Annotated in this window: 17 protein-coding genes; 9 read left to right on the plus strand and 8 right to left on the minus strand. The window is 31.0% G+C overall.

The window, feature by feature from the left end; genetic code table 11:
• Positions 1–4: 4 nt before the first annotated feature.
• Genes recO through hpf form a run of 3 tightly spaced genes read right to left on the minus strand, consistent with a single transcriptional unit; the run spans position 5 to position 2035 of the window.
• Positions 5–784 (minus strand): DNA repair protein RecO, encoded by a 780-nt coding sequence (recO, locus tag P9515_RS02270; protein ID WP_011819777.1) that lies wholly within the window; start codon positions 782–784, stop codon positions 5–7.
• Positions 785–1444 carry a beta/alpha barrel domain-containing protein gene (locus P9515_RS02275; RefSeq protein ID WP_011819778.1) on the minus strand — a complete coding sequence of 220 codons (660 nt, stop codon included), beginning with the start codon at positions 1442–1444 and terminating at the stop codon, positions 785–787. It lies immediately after the preceding gene.
• A 6-nt stretch (positions 1445–1450) separates the two neighbouring features.
• Positions 1451–2035, minus strand: coding sequence for a ribosome hibernation-promoting factor, HPF/YfiA family (gene hpf / locus P9515_RS02280; RefSeq protein ID WP_011819779.1), 585 nt, complete (start codon positions 2033–2035; stop codon positions 1451–1453).
• A gap of 44 nt (positions 2036–2079) precedes the next feature.
• Between hpf and lipB the strand changes: the two genes are divergently transcribed.
• The 5 genes from lipB to queA all read left to right on the plus strand — a co-directional run bounded on the left by lipB (position 2080) and on the right by queA (position 7814).
• Positions 2080–2724 (plus strand): lipoyl(octanoyl) transferase LipB, encoded by a 645-nt coding sequence (gene lipB / locus P9515_RS02285; RefSeq protein WP_011819780.1) that lies wholly within the window; start codon positions 2080–2082, stop codon positions 2722–2724.
• Between the two features lie 31 nt (positions 2725–2755).
• Entirely contained in the window at positions 2756–4681 is a 1926-nt protein-coding gene (locus P9515_RS02290) for an AMP-binding protein (protein ID WP_011819781.1), read from the plus strand.
• Between the two features lie 57 nt (positions 4682–4738).
• Positions 4739–5185: a YlqD family protein gene (locus tag P9515_RS02295; RefSeq protein ID WP_011819782.1), complete on the plus strand. Its 447-nt coding sequence runs from the start codon at positions 4739–4741 to the stop codon at positions 5183–5185.
• Between the two features lie 133 nt (positions 5186–5318).
• Positions 5319–6686, plus strand: a complete 1368-nt coding sequence (locus P9515_RS02300; protein ID WP_011819783.1) for a dihydrolipoamide acetyltransferase family protein — start codon at positions 5319–5321, stop codon at positions 6684–6686.
• 6 nt (positions 6687–6692) lie between these two features.
• Positions 6693–7814: a tRNA preQ1(34) S-adenosylmethionine ribosyltransferase-isomerase QueA gene (gene queA, locus P9515_RS02305; protein ID WP_011819784.1), complete on the plus strand. Its 1122-nt coding sequence runs from the start codon at positions 6693–6695 to the stop codon at positions 7812–7814.
• A 5-nt stretch (positions 7815–7819) separates the two neighbouring features.
• Here queA and cysK read toward each other — a convergent pair whose 3' ends face one another.
• The 4 genes from cysK to rpsD all read right to left on the minus strand — a co-directional run bounded on the left by cysK (position 7820) and on the right by rpsD (position 12211).
• Positions 7820–8806, minus strand: a complete 987-nt coding sequence (gene cysK / locus P9515_RS02310) for a cysteine synthase A (protein ID WP_011819785.1) — start codon at positions 8804–8806, stop codon at positions 7820–7822.
• An 84-nt stretch (positions 8807–8890) separates the two neighbouring features.
• On the minus strand, positions 8891–10360 hold the full coding sequence (locus P9515_RS02315) for a PLP-dependent transferase (protein WP_041710556.1): 1470 nt from the start codon (positions 10358–10360) through the stop codon (positions 8891–8893).
• 3 nt (positions 10361–10363) lie between these two features.
• Positions 10364–11527 (minus strand): trans-sulfuration enzyme family protein, encoded by a 1164-nt coding sequence (locus tag P9515_RS02320; protein WP_011819787.1) that lies wholly within the window; start codon positions 11525–11527, stop codon positions 10364–10366.
• Positions 11528–11602: 75 nt separating this feature from the next.
• Entirely contained in the window at positions 11603–12211 is a 609-nt protein-coding gene (gene rpsD, locus P9515_RS02325) for a 30S ribosomal protein S4 (RefSeq protein WP_011819788.1), read from the minus strand.
• A gap of 95 nt (positions 12212–12306) precedes the next feature.
• Here rpsD and yidD point away from each other — a divergent pair, with 95 nt between their 5' ends.
• From yidD to P9515_RS02345, 4 genes are all read left to right on the plus strand, one after another.
• A complete protein-coding gene (gene yidD / locus P9515_RS02330) occupies positions 12307–12543 on the plus strand; it encodes a membrane protein insertion efficiency factor YidD (RefSeq protein ID WP_041710557.1) in 237 nt (78 codons plus the stop codon).
• 4 nt (positions 12544–12547) lie between these two features.
• Complete coding sequence (locus tag P9515_RS02335) at positions 12548–12850, plus strand: glutaredoxin family protein (RefSeq protein ID WP_011819790.1); 303 nt, start codon at positions 12548–12550, stop codon at positions 12848–12850.
• Between the two features lie 8 nt (positions 12851–12858).
• On the plus strand, positions 12859–14394 hold the full coding sequence (locus P9515_RS02340; protein ID WP_011819791.1) for a UDP-N-acetylmuramoyl-L-alanyl-D-glutamate--2,6-diaminopimelate ligase: 1536 nt from the start codon (positions 12859–12861) through the stop codon (positions 14392–14394).
• Positions 14395–14476: 82 nt separating this feature from the next.
• Entirely contained in the window at positions 14477–15181 is a 705-nt protein-coding gene (locus tag P9515_RS02345; protein ID WP_011819792.1) for an SDR family NAD(P)-dependent oxidoreductase, read from the plus strand.
• A gap of 118 nt (positions 15182–15299) precedes the next feature.
• Here P9515_RS02345 and P9515_RS02350 read toward each other — a convergent pair whose 3' ends face one another.
• On the minus strand, positions 15300–16475 hold the full coding sequence (locus P9515_RS02350) for an aminotransferase class V-fold PLP-dependent enzyme (RefSeq protein ID WP_011819793.1): 1176 nt from the start codon (positions 16473–16475) through the stop codon (positions 15300–15302).
• Between the last annotated feature and the right edge of the window lie 10 nt (positions 16476–16485).

The following is a 16485-nucleotide window of genomic DNA, read 5'->3' on the forward strand; positions in this document are numbered from 1 at the left end:
TTGATTAACTATAAAAGTCTCTTAACATTTTTAGTGATGATAATTCTTTTTCTAATTGAGCCGCAATCCAACTTTCAACAATTGACAATATTTTTAACCAAACGTTTTTGGGTCCTAATAATTCTCCATTTGACTTTATTGGTAATTCTGCGAAAATAAGCCTTTGTAGAAGAGCAATTTCAGAAGCATTCACTTTTAAAGCACTTTCTGTCTTTTCTACCGTGGAAAATCCTTCATTCGGTAAATAAGAACATTTCCAATCCCAGTTTCCTAAAGGTGGAATGATAGGCTCACCCGTGCTACAGCAAAAATTTACAGGGATATTTATTCCTCCAATAGCTAATAAATGAATTAAAGATTGAATACTCATTGAAAGCATTTTGAAGTCATCTTCACTTTCAATTTTATATTCATAAATTCGATCTAAATGAATAAGTAGACTAGGTAAGTAATCCTTTTGCTTATCGTTGTTGCCTACTAATAAAAAAGTTAATTCAGTTATTGCTTGGGCTGCTGCAAGACATTCAATATTTTTCCCCAAACCGTTATAGCTTTTGAGTATCTTAATCTGGCGAACAGACTTAAGGCTTCTTTTTCCAAAGATCTGAAAACTTAAATATGTTAAAGGGGTTGCTGCGGCAAGACTACTTTTTGGACGTCTTGCTCCTGGTGCTGCAAGCCTAATAATACCTTGTTCATCTGTAAGAACAGTTATTAATCTTCCACTTTCACCTAAGGGACTTGCTTTTATACAGAGACCTTTTAATCTACTTTCGCCTAACATTTATATCCGTTTAATTTCTTTAAATATCTCATCAAAATTTGACGTTCCAATACAATCTATACCTAAATCAAAAAAGTCAATAACCTGTGATAGGGTTTTGATACCTCCTACCACTTTTATAGAATTCTGGATACCTACAAATTTTAGTATTTCAACTATATCAACATTAGAAATAGCAGGTCCAAAACCATCTCCAAATTGAAAATTTGTTATACCTAGTTCTAGAGAAATTTTTATAGCTTTTTCAAAAAGTTCTTTGTCTAATTTACTTTTATTTATGATGATGGTGACTTTTAATTCGGAAGCATTAATACTCTCAATTTCACTCGCGAAATTATTTAAATTATTTTTAGAAAGATTAAGAAAATTAGGAGTGTATTCTATTCCTGTTGCACCGGCGTCTTGAGCATAACAAACAAATTCATCAATAAATTCAAATGGTAAATCAGCAAATGGATAAGAAATAAGAGAATTTATATTTAATTTATAATTTCCTAATACATTTTTTATATGACTTAAAAAGTTAAGGGATGTAGAAACATTTTTAATATTGTATTTTTGAATTAAAGCGCAGTTCGCATTTAATTCTTCCAAAGATAAATAAGGATTAATTATAATCGCATGTATTTTTTCATTTAATTCATAATCGATATTAAACATTTTTTATTATTTAGACTGGATTAAACCATAACCACCATGTTTTCTTTTATAGATAACTTGTAGTTCATTATTTTTCTTATTTCTAAAAACATAAAAATCATGATCTATTAAATCTAGTTGTTTTCTAGCCTCTTCCAAAGAAATAGGAATCATTTCAAAATATTTATTTTTAATAGATGGTTCAGGTAATTTTGCCTCTCTTTTATCATTAAATATATTTTTATCTATAGAATCTAAGTGTTCATTTGTATTAGTAAAAGAATGTTTATTTTTTTCAAGATTATAATTTAAATTTTTATAGTGTCTTTCTTTATATTTGCGTAATTTTCTACAAAGTTTATTTGAAACTAGATCAATACTAGAATATAGATTCTCTGTTTTTTCTTCAGCTCTAATAATGGTACCACTAGCAAAAATTGTAACTTCAGCTGTTTGGTATGAAAGTCTTGGATTCTTTTCGATTGAAAGATGTATATCTGCTTCTTTAACGATATCCTTGTAGTGATGAGTTGCTTTTTCTATCTTTGCCTCGGTATATTCTTTCAATGCACCTGTAAGTTCAATATTCTTCCCGTGGATTAAAATTTTCATAATAAATCTAAAAATATGTTCATACTTACTAAATCTACTTACATATGATTAATAGAACATCAATAATTAAACAACCTGATAAAATTTCATCTTTTTGTGATGTATATAAATTACAAAAAAAATATCAGGACGCATTAATTTCAGGTAAATCAAATATCGATTTTATTTGGTTAGGAGAACATCAACTTTGTTATACCATTGGAAGAGGATCGAATATGGGTAACTTACTTTTCTCATTAGACGAGCAAGATGTATTTAAAATTGATAGAGGAGGGGAGGTTACTTGTCATATGCCAGGACAGTTAGTCACCTATTTGGTTTTAGATCTGCATAATTTTAATAAAGATTTAAATTGGTATTTAAGAAAAATTGAAAAAATAATAATTAAAGTTCTCAGTAGTTTTAATATTGATTCCTCTACTAAAGATGGATTTACGGGGGTATGGACTGGAGAAAGAAAAATTGCTTCTATTGGAATTGGATGCAAAAGATGGGTCACAATTCATGGCTTTTCAATTAATGTAAACTGCAAATTAGAAAATTTTGATAAAATCGTACCTTGTGGTATCCAGGGTTGCCAAATGGCAAATATGTCTGATTACAAAAAAAATTTAGATATTAAAGAAGTTAAAATAATTGTTAAAAAAATCATTCAGGAAGAATTTTATTTTAATTTTATATCAGAATAGATACTAAAAATAGTTTGGAAAGATTATAAATATGAATGAACTAGCATATTGGCCCGCATCAAAATCTCATCCAAAAAATGAGAAATTTATTAGAGAAAGAAAGTACATAAACAATCTTGTTCACGTTGATCAAATATGGGAATACTTAAAGTTTAAATGTGGTGATACTTTAGCTATTAATGATTTAAGAGGAAAAAATAAAGAAAAATATTCTTATTCTGAGTTGGCTAATTTAATAACTAAAGTTTCTCTATCTTTTAAAACATATGGATTAGTTAAGGGTGATGTTGTCACAGTAATATCTGAAAACTCACCGAGATGGTTAATAGCTGATCAAGGGTTGATGCGTTTAGGAGCAATTAATGCTGTAAGAGGAATTAATTCACCTTCAGTAGAATTAGAGTATATTATTGACCATTCCAAATCTGTTGGTCTCATAGTCCAATCTAAGGAAGTGTGGTTGAAATTAAATGAAAAAGAGAAACTAAAAAAAAGATTTAAATTTATTATTAATCTGGAAGATGAACAATTTGAAGATTTAATAAATTGGCAAGAATTTATCAAAGTAGGAGATAAAGGATATTTTGAAAATAATAGTTTTGAAAAAGATAATAATCAGATTAATGATATTGCAAGTATTCTTTATACCTCAGGGACAACAGGGAAACCAAAAGGAGTTCCCTTAACACATGCAAACTTTTTACATCAAATCATAAATTTAGCCTATATCGCCGATCCGGAAACGGGAACTTCCGTATTGAGTGTATTACCTATTTGGCATTCATACGAAAGAAGTGCAGAATATTTCTTTTTTTCATGTGGTTGTACACAATTTTATACAAATCCAAAATTTTTGAAAGATGATATAAAAAAAGTCAAGCCAGTTGTTATGGCTACTGTCCCAAGGCTATGGGAGGCTATTCATGATGGTTTTTTCTTGGCTTTAAAAAAAATGAATCCTAAAAAACAGAAAACTATAAAGTTTTTGATAAAGAATAGTTCCATTTTTAAAAGAAATCTTAGAAAGATCAGAAATATAGAAATTAATCAAGTAAGTTCTCTAGCAAAAATATGTTTGATAATATCTGTCTTGGGTAGATTTTTTCTACATAAGATATCTTCTACTTTTTTGTGGCCAAGCATTCTGAAACAATTATGTGGAGAAAAACTTAAATTCCCAATTAATGGTGGTGGTGCTTTACCTGAACATGTTGATTTATTTTTTGAATCTTTGGGTATAGATGTTCTTGTGGGTTATGGGCTTACAGAAACATCTCCAGTACTGACTTGTAGAAGAAGAGAATTAAATGTAAGAGGATCTTCTGGACAGCCTTTAGCATTTACTGAAATTAAAATTGTGAATGAAGAGAAAGATAAGATTTTGGAGTTTAGAGAGGTCGGTAAGATTCTTGTTAAGGGACCACAAGTGATGAAAGGATATTTGAATAATGATTCCGCTACTAAAGATGTTTTATCAAAAGATGGTTGGTTTGATACTGGAGATTTAGGTTTTCTTATACCAAATGGATCTTTGGTCATAACAGGAAGAGCTAAGGATACTATAGTTCTCTCTAGTGGAGAAAATATTGAGCCTAATCCTTTAGAAACTCAAATTTTAAGTTCTGAATTTATTAATCAAGTTCAATTAGTAGGCCAAGATAAAAAATTTTTAACAGCGCTTGTAGTTCCTAACATTGAATTAGTAAAAAATAAATTCTTTGCGAATGATCTTTCTACATTAAACTCGAATAAAAATATTGGTTTATTTTTTAAATCTGAGATAAATAGTTTGTTAAAAAAAAGATTAGGAGCAAGATTTGAGGAACAGATATTAGATTGTTATTTTGTTGATGCTTTTACTTTAGAAAATGGTTTATTAACTCAAACTCTTAAGCAGAAAAGAAGAGAAATAGTAGATATGTATTCATCAAAGATAGAAGATATGTATAAAAAATAAACTTAAAAAGAAAATTCTATTTGGTGTATCTATATTGAAAGGGTAATTTAATTTTTTATGGAAACAAAAAACTCTATATCGATCAAACGTTCAATAGCTATAAAAGCTATAGTTACTCCTATTTGGAAAGAAGACGCTGAGAAGGAGTTAAGCAATGCGATTTCAGCTGTTGACCAACAATTATCACAACTTGAACAAGAAGGTCAACAAATAGTAAGTAATATAAGATCCCAATCAGTAAATCCATTAGATCCCAGAGTTCAAGAGCAGGTTGGTCAAGTTCAGCAACAAGTTGGTGCGAAAAGAAACGAACTAGAAGAGCAAAAAAGAAATCTATTGCAACAACAAAGCCAAGTTCGTGATTTAAAAATGGATGAAATTGTTGATCAAGGGCAGGTTGATAGCTTTTGCGATGTTTCCGTTGGAGACAATTTAATTAAGAAGATGCAAGTTTCAATAACAGTTAAAGATGGGATAATTCAATCGATTAATAACAATGAATAAATTTAAAGTTTTAATTTCCTTTTTGAATGTAAATCATAGTTTCCTTAGCGCTATTTTTTTGTAAAATATAAACATAACTATCTTTATTAATTTTGTAAGTTCTTAAAGTTAGTAAATTTTTAATATCTATCTGATGTCTCACGAAATATTTATGCCAGCTCTTAGTTCTACTATGACTGAAGGCAAAATTGTTGAATGGTTGAAAAATCCTGGAGATAAAGTTGAAAGAGGAGAATCTGTTTTAGTCGTTGAATCAGATAAAGCTGATATGGATGTGGAATCTTTTCAAGACGGATATCTTGCGGCAGTTCTCATGCCAGCTGGGAGCACTGCTCCAGTAGGGGAAACCATAGGACTTATTGTAGAAAATGAGGATGAGATAGCTTCTATACAAGAACAAAATAAAGGTAAACAGATTGAAGTATCCAGTGATGCCCAACTCAAATTGCCAAATAAAAAATCTGAAATAATAGAAGAGAAGCAAAAAGAGCTGCCTCAAATTAATGAGCAGCAAGTCGAGATTAAAAGGGAAAAAGTGATAAATACTTCTAATGAAATTCAATTTAATGCTTCTACTAGTAATAATTCCTCGAGAGTAATAGCATCTCCAAGGGCAAAAAAACTTGCTTCAACAATGGGAGTTGAATTGACAAAAGTGCATGGATCAGGACCTCATGGAAGGATTCAGGCTGAGGATGTATTGAAGGCAAATGGGCAACCTGTTTCTATCCCATGGATTGGAGAGGGGAGTTCTCCAGCTAGTATTGGCAGTTCCCATGTTCAAGCTGAAAGTAAGTCAGAGACATTAGGGAATAGTTTTGGTAAACCTGGAGAAACTGTTAAATTTAATACTCTTCAAAAAGCTGTTAATAACAATATGGAATCTAGTTTAAATGTTCCATGTTTTAGAGTTGGTTATTCAATTAATACTGATAAATTGGATAATTTTTATAAGAAAGTAAAGCAAAATGGTGTTACTATGACTGCATTATTAGTCAAGGCCGTTGCAAAGACACTTAAAAAACATCCCCAAGTTAATTCAAGCTTTTCAGAAAACGGAATTTCTTATCCAGAAAATATAAATATTGCTGTAGCTGTTGCTATGGAAGATGGCGGATTGATAACTCCAGTATTAAAAGAACCTTGTAACACTGATTTATTTGAATTATCTAGAGAGTGGAAAGACCTTGTGAAAAGATCTAGAGCAAAACAATTAGAACCTGATGAATACTCAACAGGAACATTTACGTTGTCTAATTTAGGAATGTTTGGTGTTGATAGATTTGATGCAATACTTCCACCAGGTACGGGTGCTATTTTAGCCATAGCATCATCTAAGCCAACAGTCGTTGCTAACAATGATGGTTCAATATCTGTTAAAAAAATAATGCAAGTAAATTTAACCGCTGATCATAGAGTGATTTATGGTGCTGATGGTGCTTCATTCTTGAAAGACTTGTCTTCTCTCATTGAAAATGAGCCAGAGACACTTGTTTCCTGATTTTAATTGAATTTTGAAATTTATAATGAAGAAATAGATCATAAGCTTGAAGCTTATGATTATTGTCTTGATGAATCATTAATAGCAGGTAAACCCTCTAAAGTAAGGCATGAATCTAGATTAATGATAGTTAGAGATAGTTCGCTAAAAGAAGATTATTCAACAAATAAATATACCAAGGATCTCTTGGCTGAACTTAGAGAGGGGGATCTGGTAGTCATAAATGATACAAAGGTGATGAAAGCGAGGTTAAAGGTTGAATTAGAAAATGGACAATTAGTGGAATTATTAGTGTTGGAGAAATCAGATCAATCTACTTGGCTATGTTTAGCAAAGCCTGCAAAAAAGTTAAAAATAAATAAACAATTAAATTTAAAGTCACCCTTTGCGAAAGATATAAAGTTAAAAATTTCTGGGATTGATGATGAAACTGGAGGAAGATTCATCAAGTTTCCAGAAAACATAAATGATTTAATTTCAATGAATAAACTCCTTGATATATTCGGAGAAATTCCAATCCCTCCATATATAAAAAGTTCTGAGGAAGAATCTTTTCATGAAAATAGTTATCAAACTGAGTATGCATGTAATCCGGGAGCAGTTGCAGCACCCACGGCAGGATTACATTTAAGTAAAAGTCTTATCTCAAATTTAAAAAAGAAAGGAATATTGGTTATGCCTATTACTTTGCATGTAGGTTATGGAACATTTAAGCCAATTGATCAAGAAGATTTATCTGATTTAAAACTTCATAAAGAGTGGGTCAGTGTTAGTAAAAAAGTAGTAGAAGAAATAAAAAGAATAAAAAAGACAGACAGACGAGTAATAGCTATTGGTACTACTAGCGTGCGAGCTCTTGAAAGTTGCTATTCATATGCAATGAAAGACTTTATTCCTATAGCTAAGTATGTTGATTTAGTAATTAAGCCAGGCTATAAATTTAAGGCAGTCGATGGATTATTAACCAATTTTCATCTCCCTAAGAGTTCATTATTACTCCTAGTAAGCGCGATGATTGGTAGAGAGAGGTTATTAGATCTATATAAAAAAGCCACAAAAGAAAAATTTAGATTTTTCTCTTATGGCGATGCTATGTATATTTCACCAGATTCATTTCTGGAGAAATAATATTTTTAAGCGTTAATTGGTTCCTCAATTATGCCGCTTGGGACTTCAGTAAACATTATTGATGATAAATATCTTTCCGCTAAATCAGGAAGAACAACGACAATAGTCTTGCCTGCATATTCATCTTGTTCAGCTAATTTAACAGCAGCAGCAGCAGCAGCTCCGCAAGATATACCAACGAGCAAGCCTTCCTCTTTAGCCAATCTTAAAGCCATTTCTATAGATTCATCGTTTGTAACCTGTTCAACTTTGTCAACAATTGATAAATCAAGATTTTTAGGGATAAATCCTGCCCCTATTCCTTGAATTTTATGTGGTCCTGATTTCACTTCCTCTCCATTAAGTGTCTGAGTAATAACAGGACTATGAGATGGTTCAACTGCTACAGAAGTAATATTTTTACCCTTTTCTTGTTTAATGTATCTTGAGACTCCTGTTATTGTTCCACCTGTTCCAACTCCTGCAACTAAAACATCAATTGCACCATCGCAATCATCCCAAATTTCAGGCCCAGTTGTTTTAAAATGAATTTCTGGGTTTGCTGGATTATCAAACTGACCTGGCATAAAATATTGAGAGGGATTGCTTTCCGCAATCTCTTTGGCTTTAGCAATTGCTCCTGGCATACCTTTTGAAGCCTCTGTTAAAACAATTTCAGCCCCTAATACTGCCATCACTCTTCTTCTTTCTATCGACATAGATTCTGGCATAGTAAGGATTAACTTATAACCTCTTGCTGAAGCAGTAAAAGCTAGGGCAATTCCAGTGTTTCCAGATGTAGGCTCAACAATTGTTTTATCTTTTGTGAGTTTCCCGCTTTTCTCAGCGTCCCAGATCATGTTTGCACCAATTCTGCATTTAACACTATAGGCAGGATTCCTTCCTTCAATTTTTGCTAGTACAGTAGCTTTAGCATTTTTAGTAACTGACTTTAATTTTACTAATGGAGTGTTTCCAATAGCAAAGCTGTTGTCCTCATAAATTTTTGCCATTTATGTTTTAAGAAAATATATTTTAATATTAACTATTTTTCGTAAAAAGAGTATATAAGTTTCTATACGGTAAATACTAGGGATTTAAAAATTATTTAATGCTTCAGAAAAGGTATGCCATAAGTGATTTTCGTCTTCTAGTCCTACAGATACCCTTAAAAGGTGTGAAGGTACACCAAAACTCTCAGCCCACTCCAATTCTTCATAATGAGCTAATAAAACATAAGGACATACAAGTGTAAATTTCGTACCTAAACTAGGTCCTTTAGATATTTGAAGAGAATCATAAAACTTTTTAGCTTTTTCTTTTCCTCCTTTTAATTCAAATGATAATAAGCAACCATATCCCCCATCAGAAGTTAGTATGGAATTGAAATTGGGACAATTTTCTGGATGGAAAATATTTTTTACTTCTTTATGGGTCTCTAATCTTTTTTTTAATTCCAAACAAGCTTTATTTTGCTGAAAAACTCGTTGTTTTACATCTCTACTAACTTTTTCTAAAGAAACTATATCTCCATCTGAAAGTATTGGAAGGTTAATTTGCTTTAATGCATTTCTAAACTGATCAATCCATCTGCTTTTTGGATTTAGTATTAATGAGCCAGCCAGAATATCTCCGCTACCTGAAAAGATTTTTGTAAGTGAGGTGAAAACGATATCTGCATGTTCTAGGGAATTTATATTCAAATTTGAACCAATGGTATCGTCAACTATCACAGGTATATTTAATTTATTTGCTATTTTTGAAATTTTTTTTATGTTTACACATTTGAGCATTGGATTACTTGGTAATTCAATAATCAAGGCTGCTGGATTTATTCTTAAAATTTCTAATTCAATATCCTTGCAATCTTCTTCTGTTATTAGCTTGGCTCCATGAAAGATATTCATTGGTAATTTAAGTACATCAACATATGGGAAACCAATTTGTAGAGTAGGTTTTTCGGGAAATAATTTATATATAATTTCTAATATTGTGTATAACGCAGACATGCCTGATGAAGTGAGGTGAATATCATTAGAGTCCGTTTTTGTAAACTTGGAAATTCTATTTTTTATTCTTTGATAACTTTCATTGGCTAAAGATTTTGATGGGCAATGCTCAAGGCCTAATTCAATTGCTGCCGCTCTTGAAGATAGACCAAGACCCGAATGTTGCCAAAAAGATCTTGCATATATATTTGCTGATTCTTGAGTGATTAATAAAGTAAAATTGTGCCTTCTTTCTATATATGAATATCCTTGAAAAGTATTTTTATCACAGTATTTTTTTGCTTTTAAAGCTATTCTTTCATCTGGATATGGCCAAATATTCTTATTATTGAATTGACTTTCTTTTTTTATCTTTTCACATAATCTTTTTACTAAAGGATTGAGTCCAAAACGAGGATAGATTGACTTTAATGCTTCTATACATTTTGGATCTTTTTCCTCATAGTTAATTACATCATTCCAAGTTGGTAATGCTACAGAAACAGCATGTTTACTATCAGGGATCGAAAAACCCAACTCTAAATTTCTCCATATGGGATTTTTAAGTAAATCTCTCAATTTTCAAAATTTATTTAAGGCAAATAAGATATCTGAGATTAAATCATTTGTATCTTCACAACCAACCGATAATCGTACAAGAGAATCGTCAATACCTAGGAGATTTTTTGTTTTATCATCAACAGATGCATGAGTCATTGTTGCGGGGTGGCAAATTAAACTTTCAACTCCACCAAGACTCTCTGCTAATGAGAAATATTTGAGAGATTTACAAAAATTAAAAGTGTCTGCTTTATTTAAGTTCAATTTAAGAGTGATCATAGAACCACCAGATTTCATTTGTGATTTTGCTAAATTAAATTGTGGATGTTTTTGATTAAAGGGATAAAGAGCTTTTCTAATGATCCTATGGTTTTCAAATTCCTTAGAAATTATTTCTGCACTTTTTGTTTGTTGCTCGATTCTTAGAGGGAGAGTTTTTACTCCTCTTGTAATTAGCCATGAATCAAAGGGCGAGGGTTGAAGTCCTAAAGCTTTTTGAGAGAAAAGTAGCTTACTATTCCATTCCTCATCATTAGTTAGCACCGCTCCACCAAGAGCATCACTATGACCATTTATAAATTTTGTTGTACTTATTAGCGATAGTGTTGCTCCAAGTTCTAAAGGTTTTTGAATGAGAGCTGTAGTAAAGGTATTATCTAGAACCACAGGTATTTTGTGTTTATTCGCTTCGTCACAGATCGATTTAATATCAAGTATTTTTAATAGTGGATTTGTTGGACTTTCGAGCCATATTAAAGTTGGCTTAAAGTCCTTAATTTTTTTGATACTTTCTTTATCCGTAAAATCTGTGTATAGAGTTTCTATCCCAAATTTTTTGAAAATTTTATCAAACATTCTTACCGTACAACCATAGAGATTAGACTCGCAAAGTATCTTATCTCCTGATTTTAATGTGGATGTTATTGCAGTTACTGCACTTATGCCGGATCCAAAAACTGTACAGTATTTAGAATCTTCTACTGATTTAAGTATATTTTCTAGAATTTTAAAATTTGGATTACCTGACCTGGTGTAATCGAAATTTTGTTTATTTCCATATTTGAAAGTAGATGTTGAGAAAATTGGAGGCATAACACAACCTGTCTCTTCGGCAAATGTTTCTCCATGGTGAATTGTTAAGGTTTTGACGCCTGGCTTTTTGATATTATTTTCCTTATTTCCCATTATTTTCAAAATAAGAATTTAATAAAATCTCTCTTCTTATCGAGGAGAGATTTAATAATCCAAAGAAAAGTTTTTTTAAACTTTTCTTGAATAATATTCAACAACTAGTAGCTCGTTTATTTCAAGAGCAACCCATTCTCTATCACACTTGCCGTTTATTTTACCTGTTAATTTAGGTTTATCTAATTCTATATGCGGAGGGACATTTGCTAAACCGGGGAATTCAATATTTCCTTCAACAAGTTTTTTACTTGCTTTTTTTTCCTTAATGCTAATTACATCTCCTGATTTACATTGGTAACCAGCAATATCAAGAACTTTGCCGTTAACAGTAACATGCCCATGATTTACTAATTGTCTTGAGCCAGGGATTGTCCCACCAAAACCTAATCTAAAACAAACATTATCTAATCTGTTTTCTAAAAGTCTAAGGAGGTTGGTTCCTGTAGAGCCTTCTTGAGCTCTAGCTTTTTTAACGTAACGAACAAGTTGTCTTTCAGAAACTCCATAGTTGAATCTAAGTTTCTGCTTTTCTTCTAGACGAATTGCGTATTCTGATCGCTTGCGACGGGCTTGGCCGTGCTGACCTGGAGGATTTGACTTCTTTGAAGCTTTCCTAGTGAGACCTGGTAGTTCTCCCAAGCGACGCGTAACCCTTAATCTTGGGCCGCGGTATCTTGACATAGGTTTAAATTAAAATTGAGATTTGCAATAAATTGGATAATTGATTAAATTCAACTAAACTAATTACTACTGAACTGTTATTTTACATCATTAAAGTGATTAAAAGCGTCAACAAACTAATTACATCTATACTTCTTTTAATGATTTCCTTCTATCAAAAATGGTTTTCGCCTTTTTTTGGACCAAGATGCAGATTTATACCAAGTTGTAGTTCTTATGGATACGAGGCTATTACAAGGCACGGCCCTTGGAGAGGTGGATGGTTGACCCTAAGAAGATTAAGTAAATGTCATCCGTTAACTCCATGCGGTTGTGATCCTGTTCCTGATTAAATGAATGAAAATATTTATTTTTGTTAGGCAGGGATGCTGCCTTTGTGATTCATTAAAAAACAAACTGGCAAAAATAAATCTTGATGAGTTATTCCCTAATCTAGTGGAGCTTAAAGAAATTGATATTGATAGGGTCGATTTATACAAAGATAAATATAAAAAATATGATTATGAAGTACCTGTTATTGCAGTTGAAGGAATTAGGTCTAACGAAATTATAGAATTGCCTCGTATTTCTCCAAGATTGAAGGATGATCAATTAAAGAATTGGTTTCAAAAAAATATTAATACCATTCTGAATAAATAATTTTTTATATGAGATCTGTAAAATTACATAAACTTTTAGATTTGGTAGGAATTATTCCTTCATTAGATTTAATCGATCATAAAATCAATAACATTTCTTTTAACTCTAAAGAAGTACAAAAAGGAACTTTATTTTTAGGTATGCCTGGTTTAAATGTTGATGGAGGAAAATATTGTATTGAGGCAATTGAAAATGGCGCAGAGGCTGCCATTATTGGGTCTGCTGCAAAACAGAAAATTGGATCTATTGATAGAAAAAGGATTTTGGTTATAGAGGATAATTTAGATTATATTTTTGGTCAAATAGTCGCTGAGTTTTGGAACAGGCCTTCAAGAAAACTTAAACTTATTGGTGTTACGGGTACAAATGGAAAAACGACAATTACTTTTTTATTGGAATATCTTTTAAAAAAATTAGGGAAAAAGACTGCATTATATGGGACCTTGTTCAATAGATGGCCTGGCTTCTCTGAAGTAGCCTCTCATACAACTGATTTTGCTGATAAACTTCAAAAGAAATTGAATGCTGCTGTTGAGGCAGAATCTGAATTCGCGATATTAGAGGTGAGTTCTCATTCTATTGCTCAAAATAGGATATCAGGATGTGAATTTGAGGCGGCTATTTTTACTAATTTAACTCAAGATCATCTTGATTATCACTCAGATATGGAATCTTATTTTCAAATAAAAAGAAAATTATTTTTCCCACCTTACTTAACAGAAAAGGATGGAATTTCTGTTTTAAATATTGATGACCCCTGGATATCTAAATTATCATTTGATCTTGAAAAAGGATCTTCATTAGTCTCTACAAAGATTACTGATAGTGAATTTGAAAAAGATGATTTTTTTTTCGTAACAGATAAAAAATTTACTGAAAGTGGCTCCACCTGTATTTTTCATACACCTAGGGAAAAAATTAAACTGTTTGTTCCACTTGTTGGTGAATTTAATTTAATGAATGCGATTCAAGCAATAACAATTTTGTATAAACTTAATTTCTCTTTAAAAGATTTATCAAAGTTAATACAATCTTTCCCCGGTGCTCCAGGGAGGATGGAGAAAATAGAAATTGATAATGATGACGTTTCATCATTACTACCAACTTTAATTGTTGATTATGCGCATACACCTGATGGATTAAAGAAAGTTTTGAAATCAATTAAAAAACTTTGTGAGGGGAAACTTATAACTGTTTTTGGATGTGGCGGAGATCGAGATTGTAGTAAAAGGCCTTTAATGGGATCAATAGCTGCAGAGTTTTCAGATCACTTGTTTATAACATCAGATAATCCAAGATCAGAAGATCCTCAAAAGATAGTAAATGATATTTTGATGGGTATAGAAAAAAGAGATCAAATAACAATCGAAATTGATAGATTTAAAGCAATAAATGAATCTATTAAATTTGCCAATAAAGAAGATATTGTTTTAATTGCAGGAAAAGGTCATGAAGATTATCAAATTCTCAATGATAAAGTTATTGATTTTGATGATAGGAAAATAGCTTATAAATTATTACAAGAAAAAAGCAAATCTAAATAAAATTTTCTAATCATATAAGAAATATCTTTACTCAAATCATAAGAAAAGTTTCTTAGAATCAATAAAGTTATTTTTTAATAAAATGAAAGGGTTAGCCTTAATTGTAGGCGCGGGTGGAATTGGAACGCAAATAGCTAAAGATTTGAGTGAAAATGAAAAAGACTTGGAGGTTATTTTGTGTGGAAGAAAAAGTGAATTTAATTCTTTTTGGGAACTAGATATAGAGGATTCTCAATCTCTTTTGCAGTTGAAAAATAAAATATCAAATCATCCTTCAAAATTAAGGTTAGTTGTTAATGCTACAGGGAGACTTCATAGTGATTCACTTCAACCAGAAAAAAGATTACAACATCTTGATAAAAAAAATATGATGGAAAGTTTCTCAATTAATGCCTTTTCTCCTATTTTGTTAGCTAAAGCAATTGAAGAATTTATCCCAAAAGATTTTTATTTTAATTTTGCAAGTATAAGTGCAAGAGTGGGAAGCATTGGAGATAATCAAACTGGAGGTTGGTATTCATATAGAGCTGCAAAATCTGCCCAAAATCAATTTTTTAAATCTTTAAGTATTGAGTGGACTAGACGTTTCCCAAAGGCTACTATTACGTTGCTTCATCCAGGAACAGTTGATACTGATTTATCTAGACCTTTTCATAAATTTGTTCCAAAACATAAATTATTTACTAAAGAAAAATCATCCAAATTTTTGATCAATATTATTAAAAATCAAACTCCAGAATTTACTGGAAAATTTATTGCATGGGATAGCTCAGAAATAATATGGTAAATCAAATTACTGTTGTTGAAACGGATAGAAAAGGATGAAAATATAAAATTGTAAATTGTTATCCAGATAAAGATCCTAAAAAATCGATAATTAAGACAATGAAGACTAGTTACAAGCTTTAAGTCAGTATTTTTTTAATTTCTTTAGAGAGTAAATTAATCTCAGCTTCTGTTGTCATTTGATGTACACATGCTCTAAACCATTTTGGATCTTCTAAAACTCTAATCCAAATTTTCTGTTCTCCAAGTCTCTTCACAAATTTGTCCTTATCTACAACATTTCCGATATTAAAGCTGACTATCCCATTTAAGTATTTTTTTTCTAAAACTAATTCAACTCCGTTTAATTGATTTAATTTATCCCAAAGTTTTCCACTTAATCTTTTGATGTTTTTGGTTTTTTCTTTTTCATGGCAATCTTTATCCAAAAGATCTAAAGAATTCCTGAGCCCAGCAAGTAAAGGAATACAAGATGTAGCCACTTCAAACTTCCTTGCATCTTCATGAAAAAGATTATCTGGCGGCTCATAAATTCCTTGTTCTTTTTTTAATGATTTCCAACCAATTATTGTTGGATCTGTTTCATGAATAAATCTATCTGAGACATAAATAGCTCCAAGCCCTTCAGGACCACATGCCCATTTATGAGAAGTTATGGAATATAAATCAGAATAAAAAACATCATCTTCAATTTTTATATGGCCAAAGGTTTGAGCACCATCAACAAGTAGATAAGAATTTTCTCGATTATTTTTTAATTCGATAGAAATTTTTTTTAAAGGAATTTTATATCCAAAGTTCCACAAAATATGAGAAATAATTAGGATCTTAGTCTTACTATTTAGATTTTTTTGAATCTCCAAAATTATATTTTCGTCATTTAGATTTTTAATTTTTTGGATTGGTAAAATTTTGAATATTAATTTATTTCTTCTGCAAAATTCTCTACTTGCAGCTACTACTCCAGGATGTTCACAGTCACTTATTAACAATTCTTCTCCCTCTTTTACTTTTATACCCCAAAAAGGCAAAATCATTCCAGAGGAGATATTCTCAGTTAAAGCTACATTTTTTGAATTAACACCTAATTTTTGCGCAATAATTCTTTTTGTAGTCAATATTTCTTTATAAATAAAAGGCCACATATTATTTGTAAATGGTCCTATATCTTGAATGATTTCCCAAGTTTTAACTATTTCTTCTAGAGAAGATTTTGGTAATGGTCCTTGACCTCCATAATTGAAGTAATATTTGTTTTTTAATGCGGGTATTTGTTCTCTTAAATTAATTGTCATTAAAATTTTT

Source organism: Prochlorococcus marinus str. MIT 9515 (assembly GCF_000015665.1).
Classification (GTDB): Bacteria; Cyanobacteriota; Cyanobacteriia; order PCC-6307; family Cyanobiaceae; genus Prochlorococcus_A; species Prochlorococcus_A marinus_P.

Coding starts and splice junctions, on each gene's coding strand:
- P9515_RS02295 (WP_011819782.1), top strand. CDS start 4,739: ATGGAAACAAAAAACTCTATATCGATCAAACGTTCAATAGCTATAAAA.
- P9515_RS02335 (WP_011819790.1), top strand. CDS start 12,548: ATGAAAATATTTATTTTTGTTAGGCAGGGATGCTGCCTTTGTGATTCA.
- cysK (WP_011819785.1), bottom strand. CDS start 8,806: ATGGCAAAAATTTATGAGGACAACAGCTTTGCTATTGGAAACACTCCA.
- P9515_RS02345 (WP_011819792.1), top strand. CDS start 14,477: ATGAAAGGGTTAGCCTTAATTGTAGGCGCGGGTGGAATTGGAACGCAA.
- P9515_RS02290 (WP_011819781.1), top strand. CDS start 2,756: ATGAATGAACTAGCATATTGGCCCGCATCAAAATCTCATCCAAAAAAT.
- P9515_RS02300 (WP_011819783.1), top strand. CDS start 5,319: ATGTCTCACGAAATATTTATGCCAGCTCTTAGTTCTACTATGACTGAA.
- rpsD (WP_011819788.1), bottom strand. CDS start 12,211: ATGTCAAGATACCGCGGCCCAAGATTAAGGGTTACGCGTCGCTTGGGA.
- lipB (WP_011819780.1), top strand. CDS start 2,080: ATGATTAATAGAACATCAATAATTAAACAACCTGATAAAATTTCATCT.
- recO (WP_011819777.1), bottom strand. CDS start 784: ATGTTAGGCGAAAGTAGATTAAAAGGTCTCTGTATAAAAGCAAGTCCC.
- hpf (WP_011819779.1), bottom strand. CDS start 2,035: ATGAAAATTTTAATCCACGGGAAGAATATTGAACTTACAGGTGCATTG.
- P9515_RS02320 (WP_011819787.1), bottom strand. CDS start 11,527: ATGGGAAATAAGGAAAATAATATCAAAAAGCCAGGCGTCAAAACCTTA.
- P9515_RS02350 (WP_011819793.1), bottom strand. CDS start 16,475: ATGACAATTAATTTAAGAGAACAAATACCCGCATTAAAAAACAAATAT.
- P9515_RS02340 (WP_011819791.1), top strand. CDS start 12,859: ATGAGATCTGTAAAATTACATAAACTTTTAGATTTGGTAGGAATTATT.
- P9515_RS02275 (WP_011819778.1), bottom strand. CDS start 1,444: ATGTTTAATATCGATTATGAATTAAATGAAAAAATACATGCGATTATA.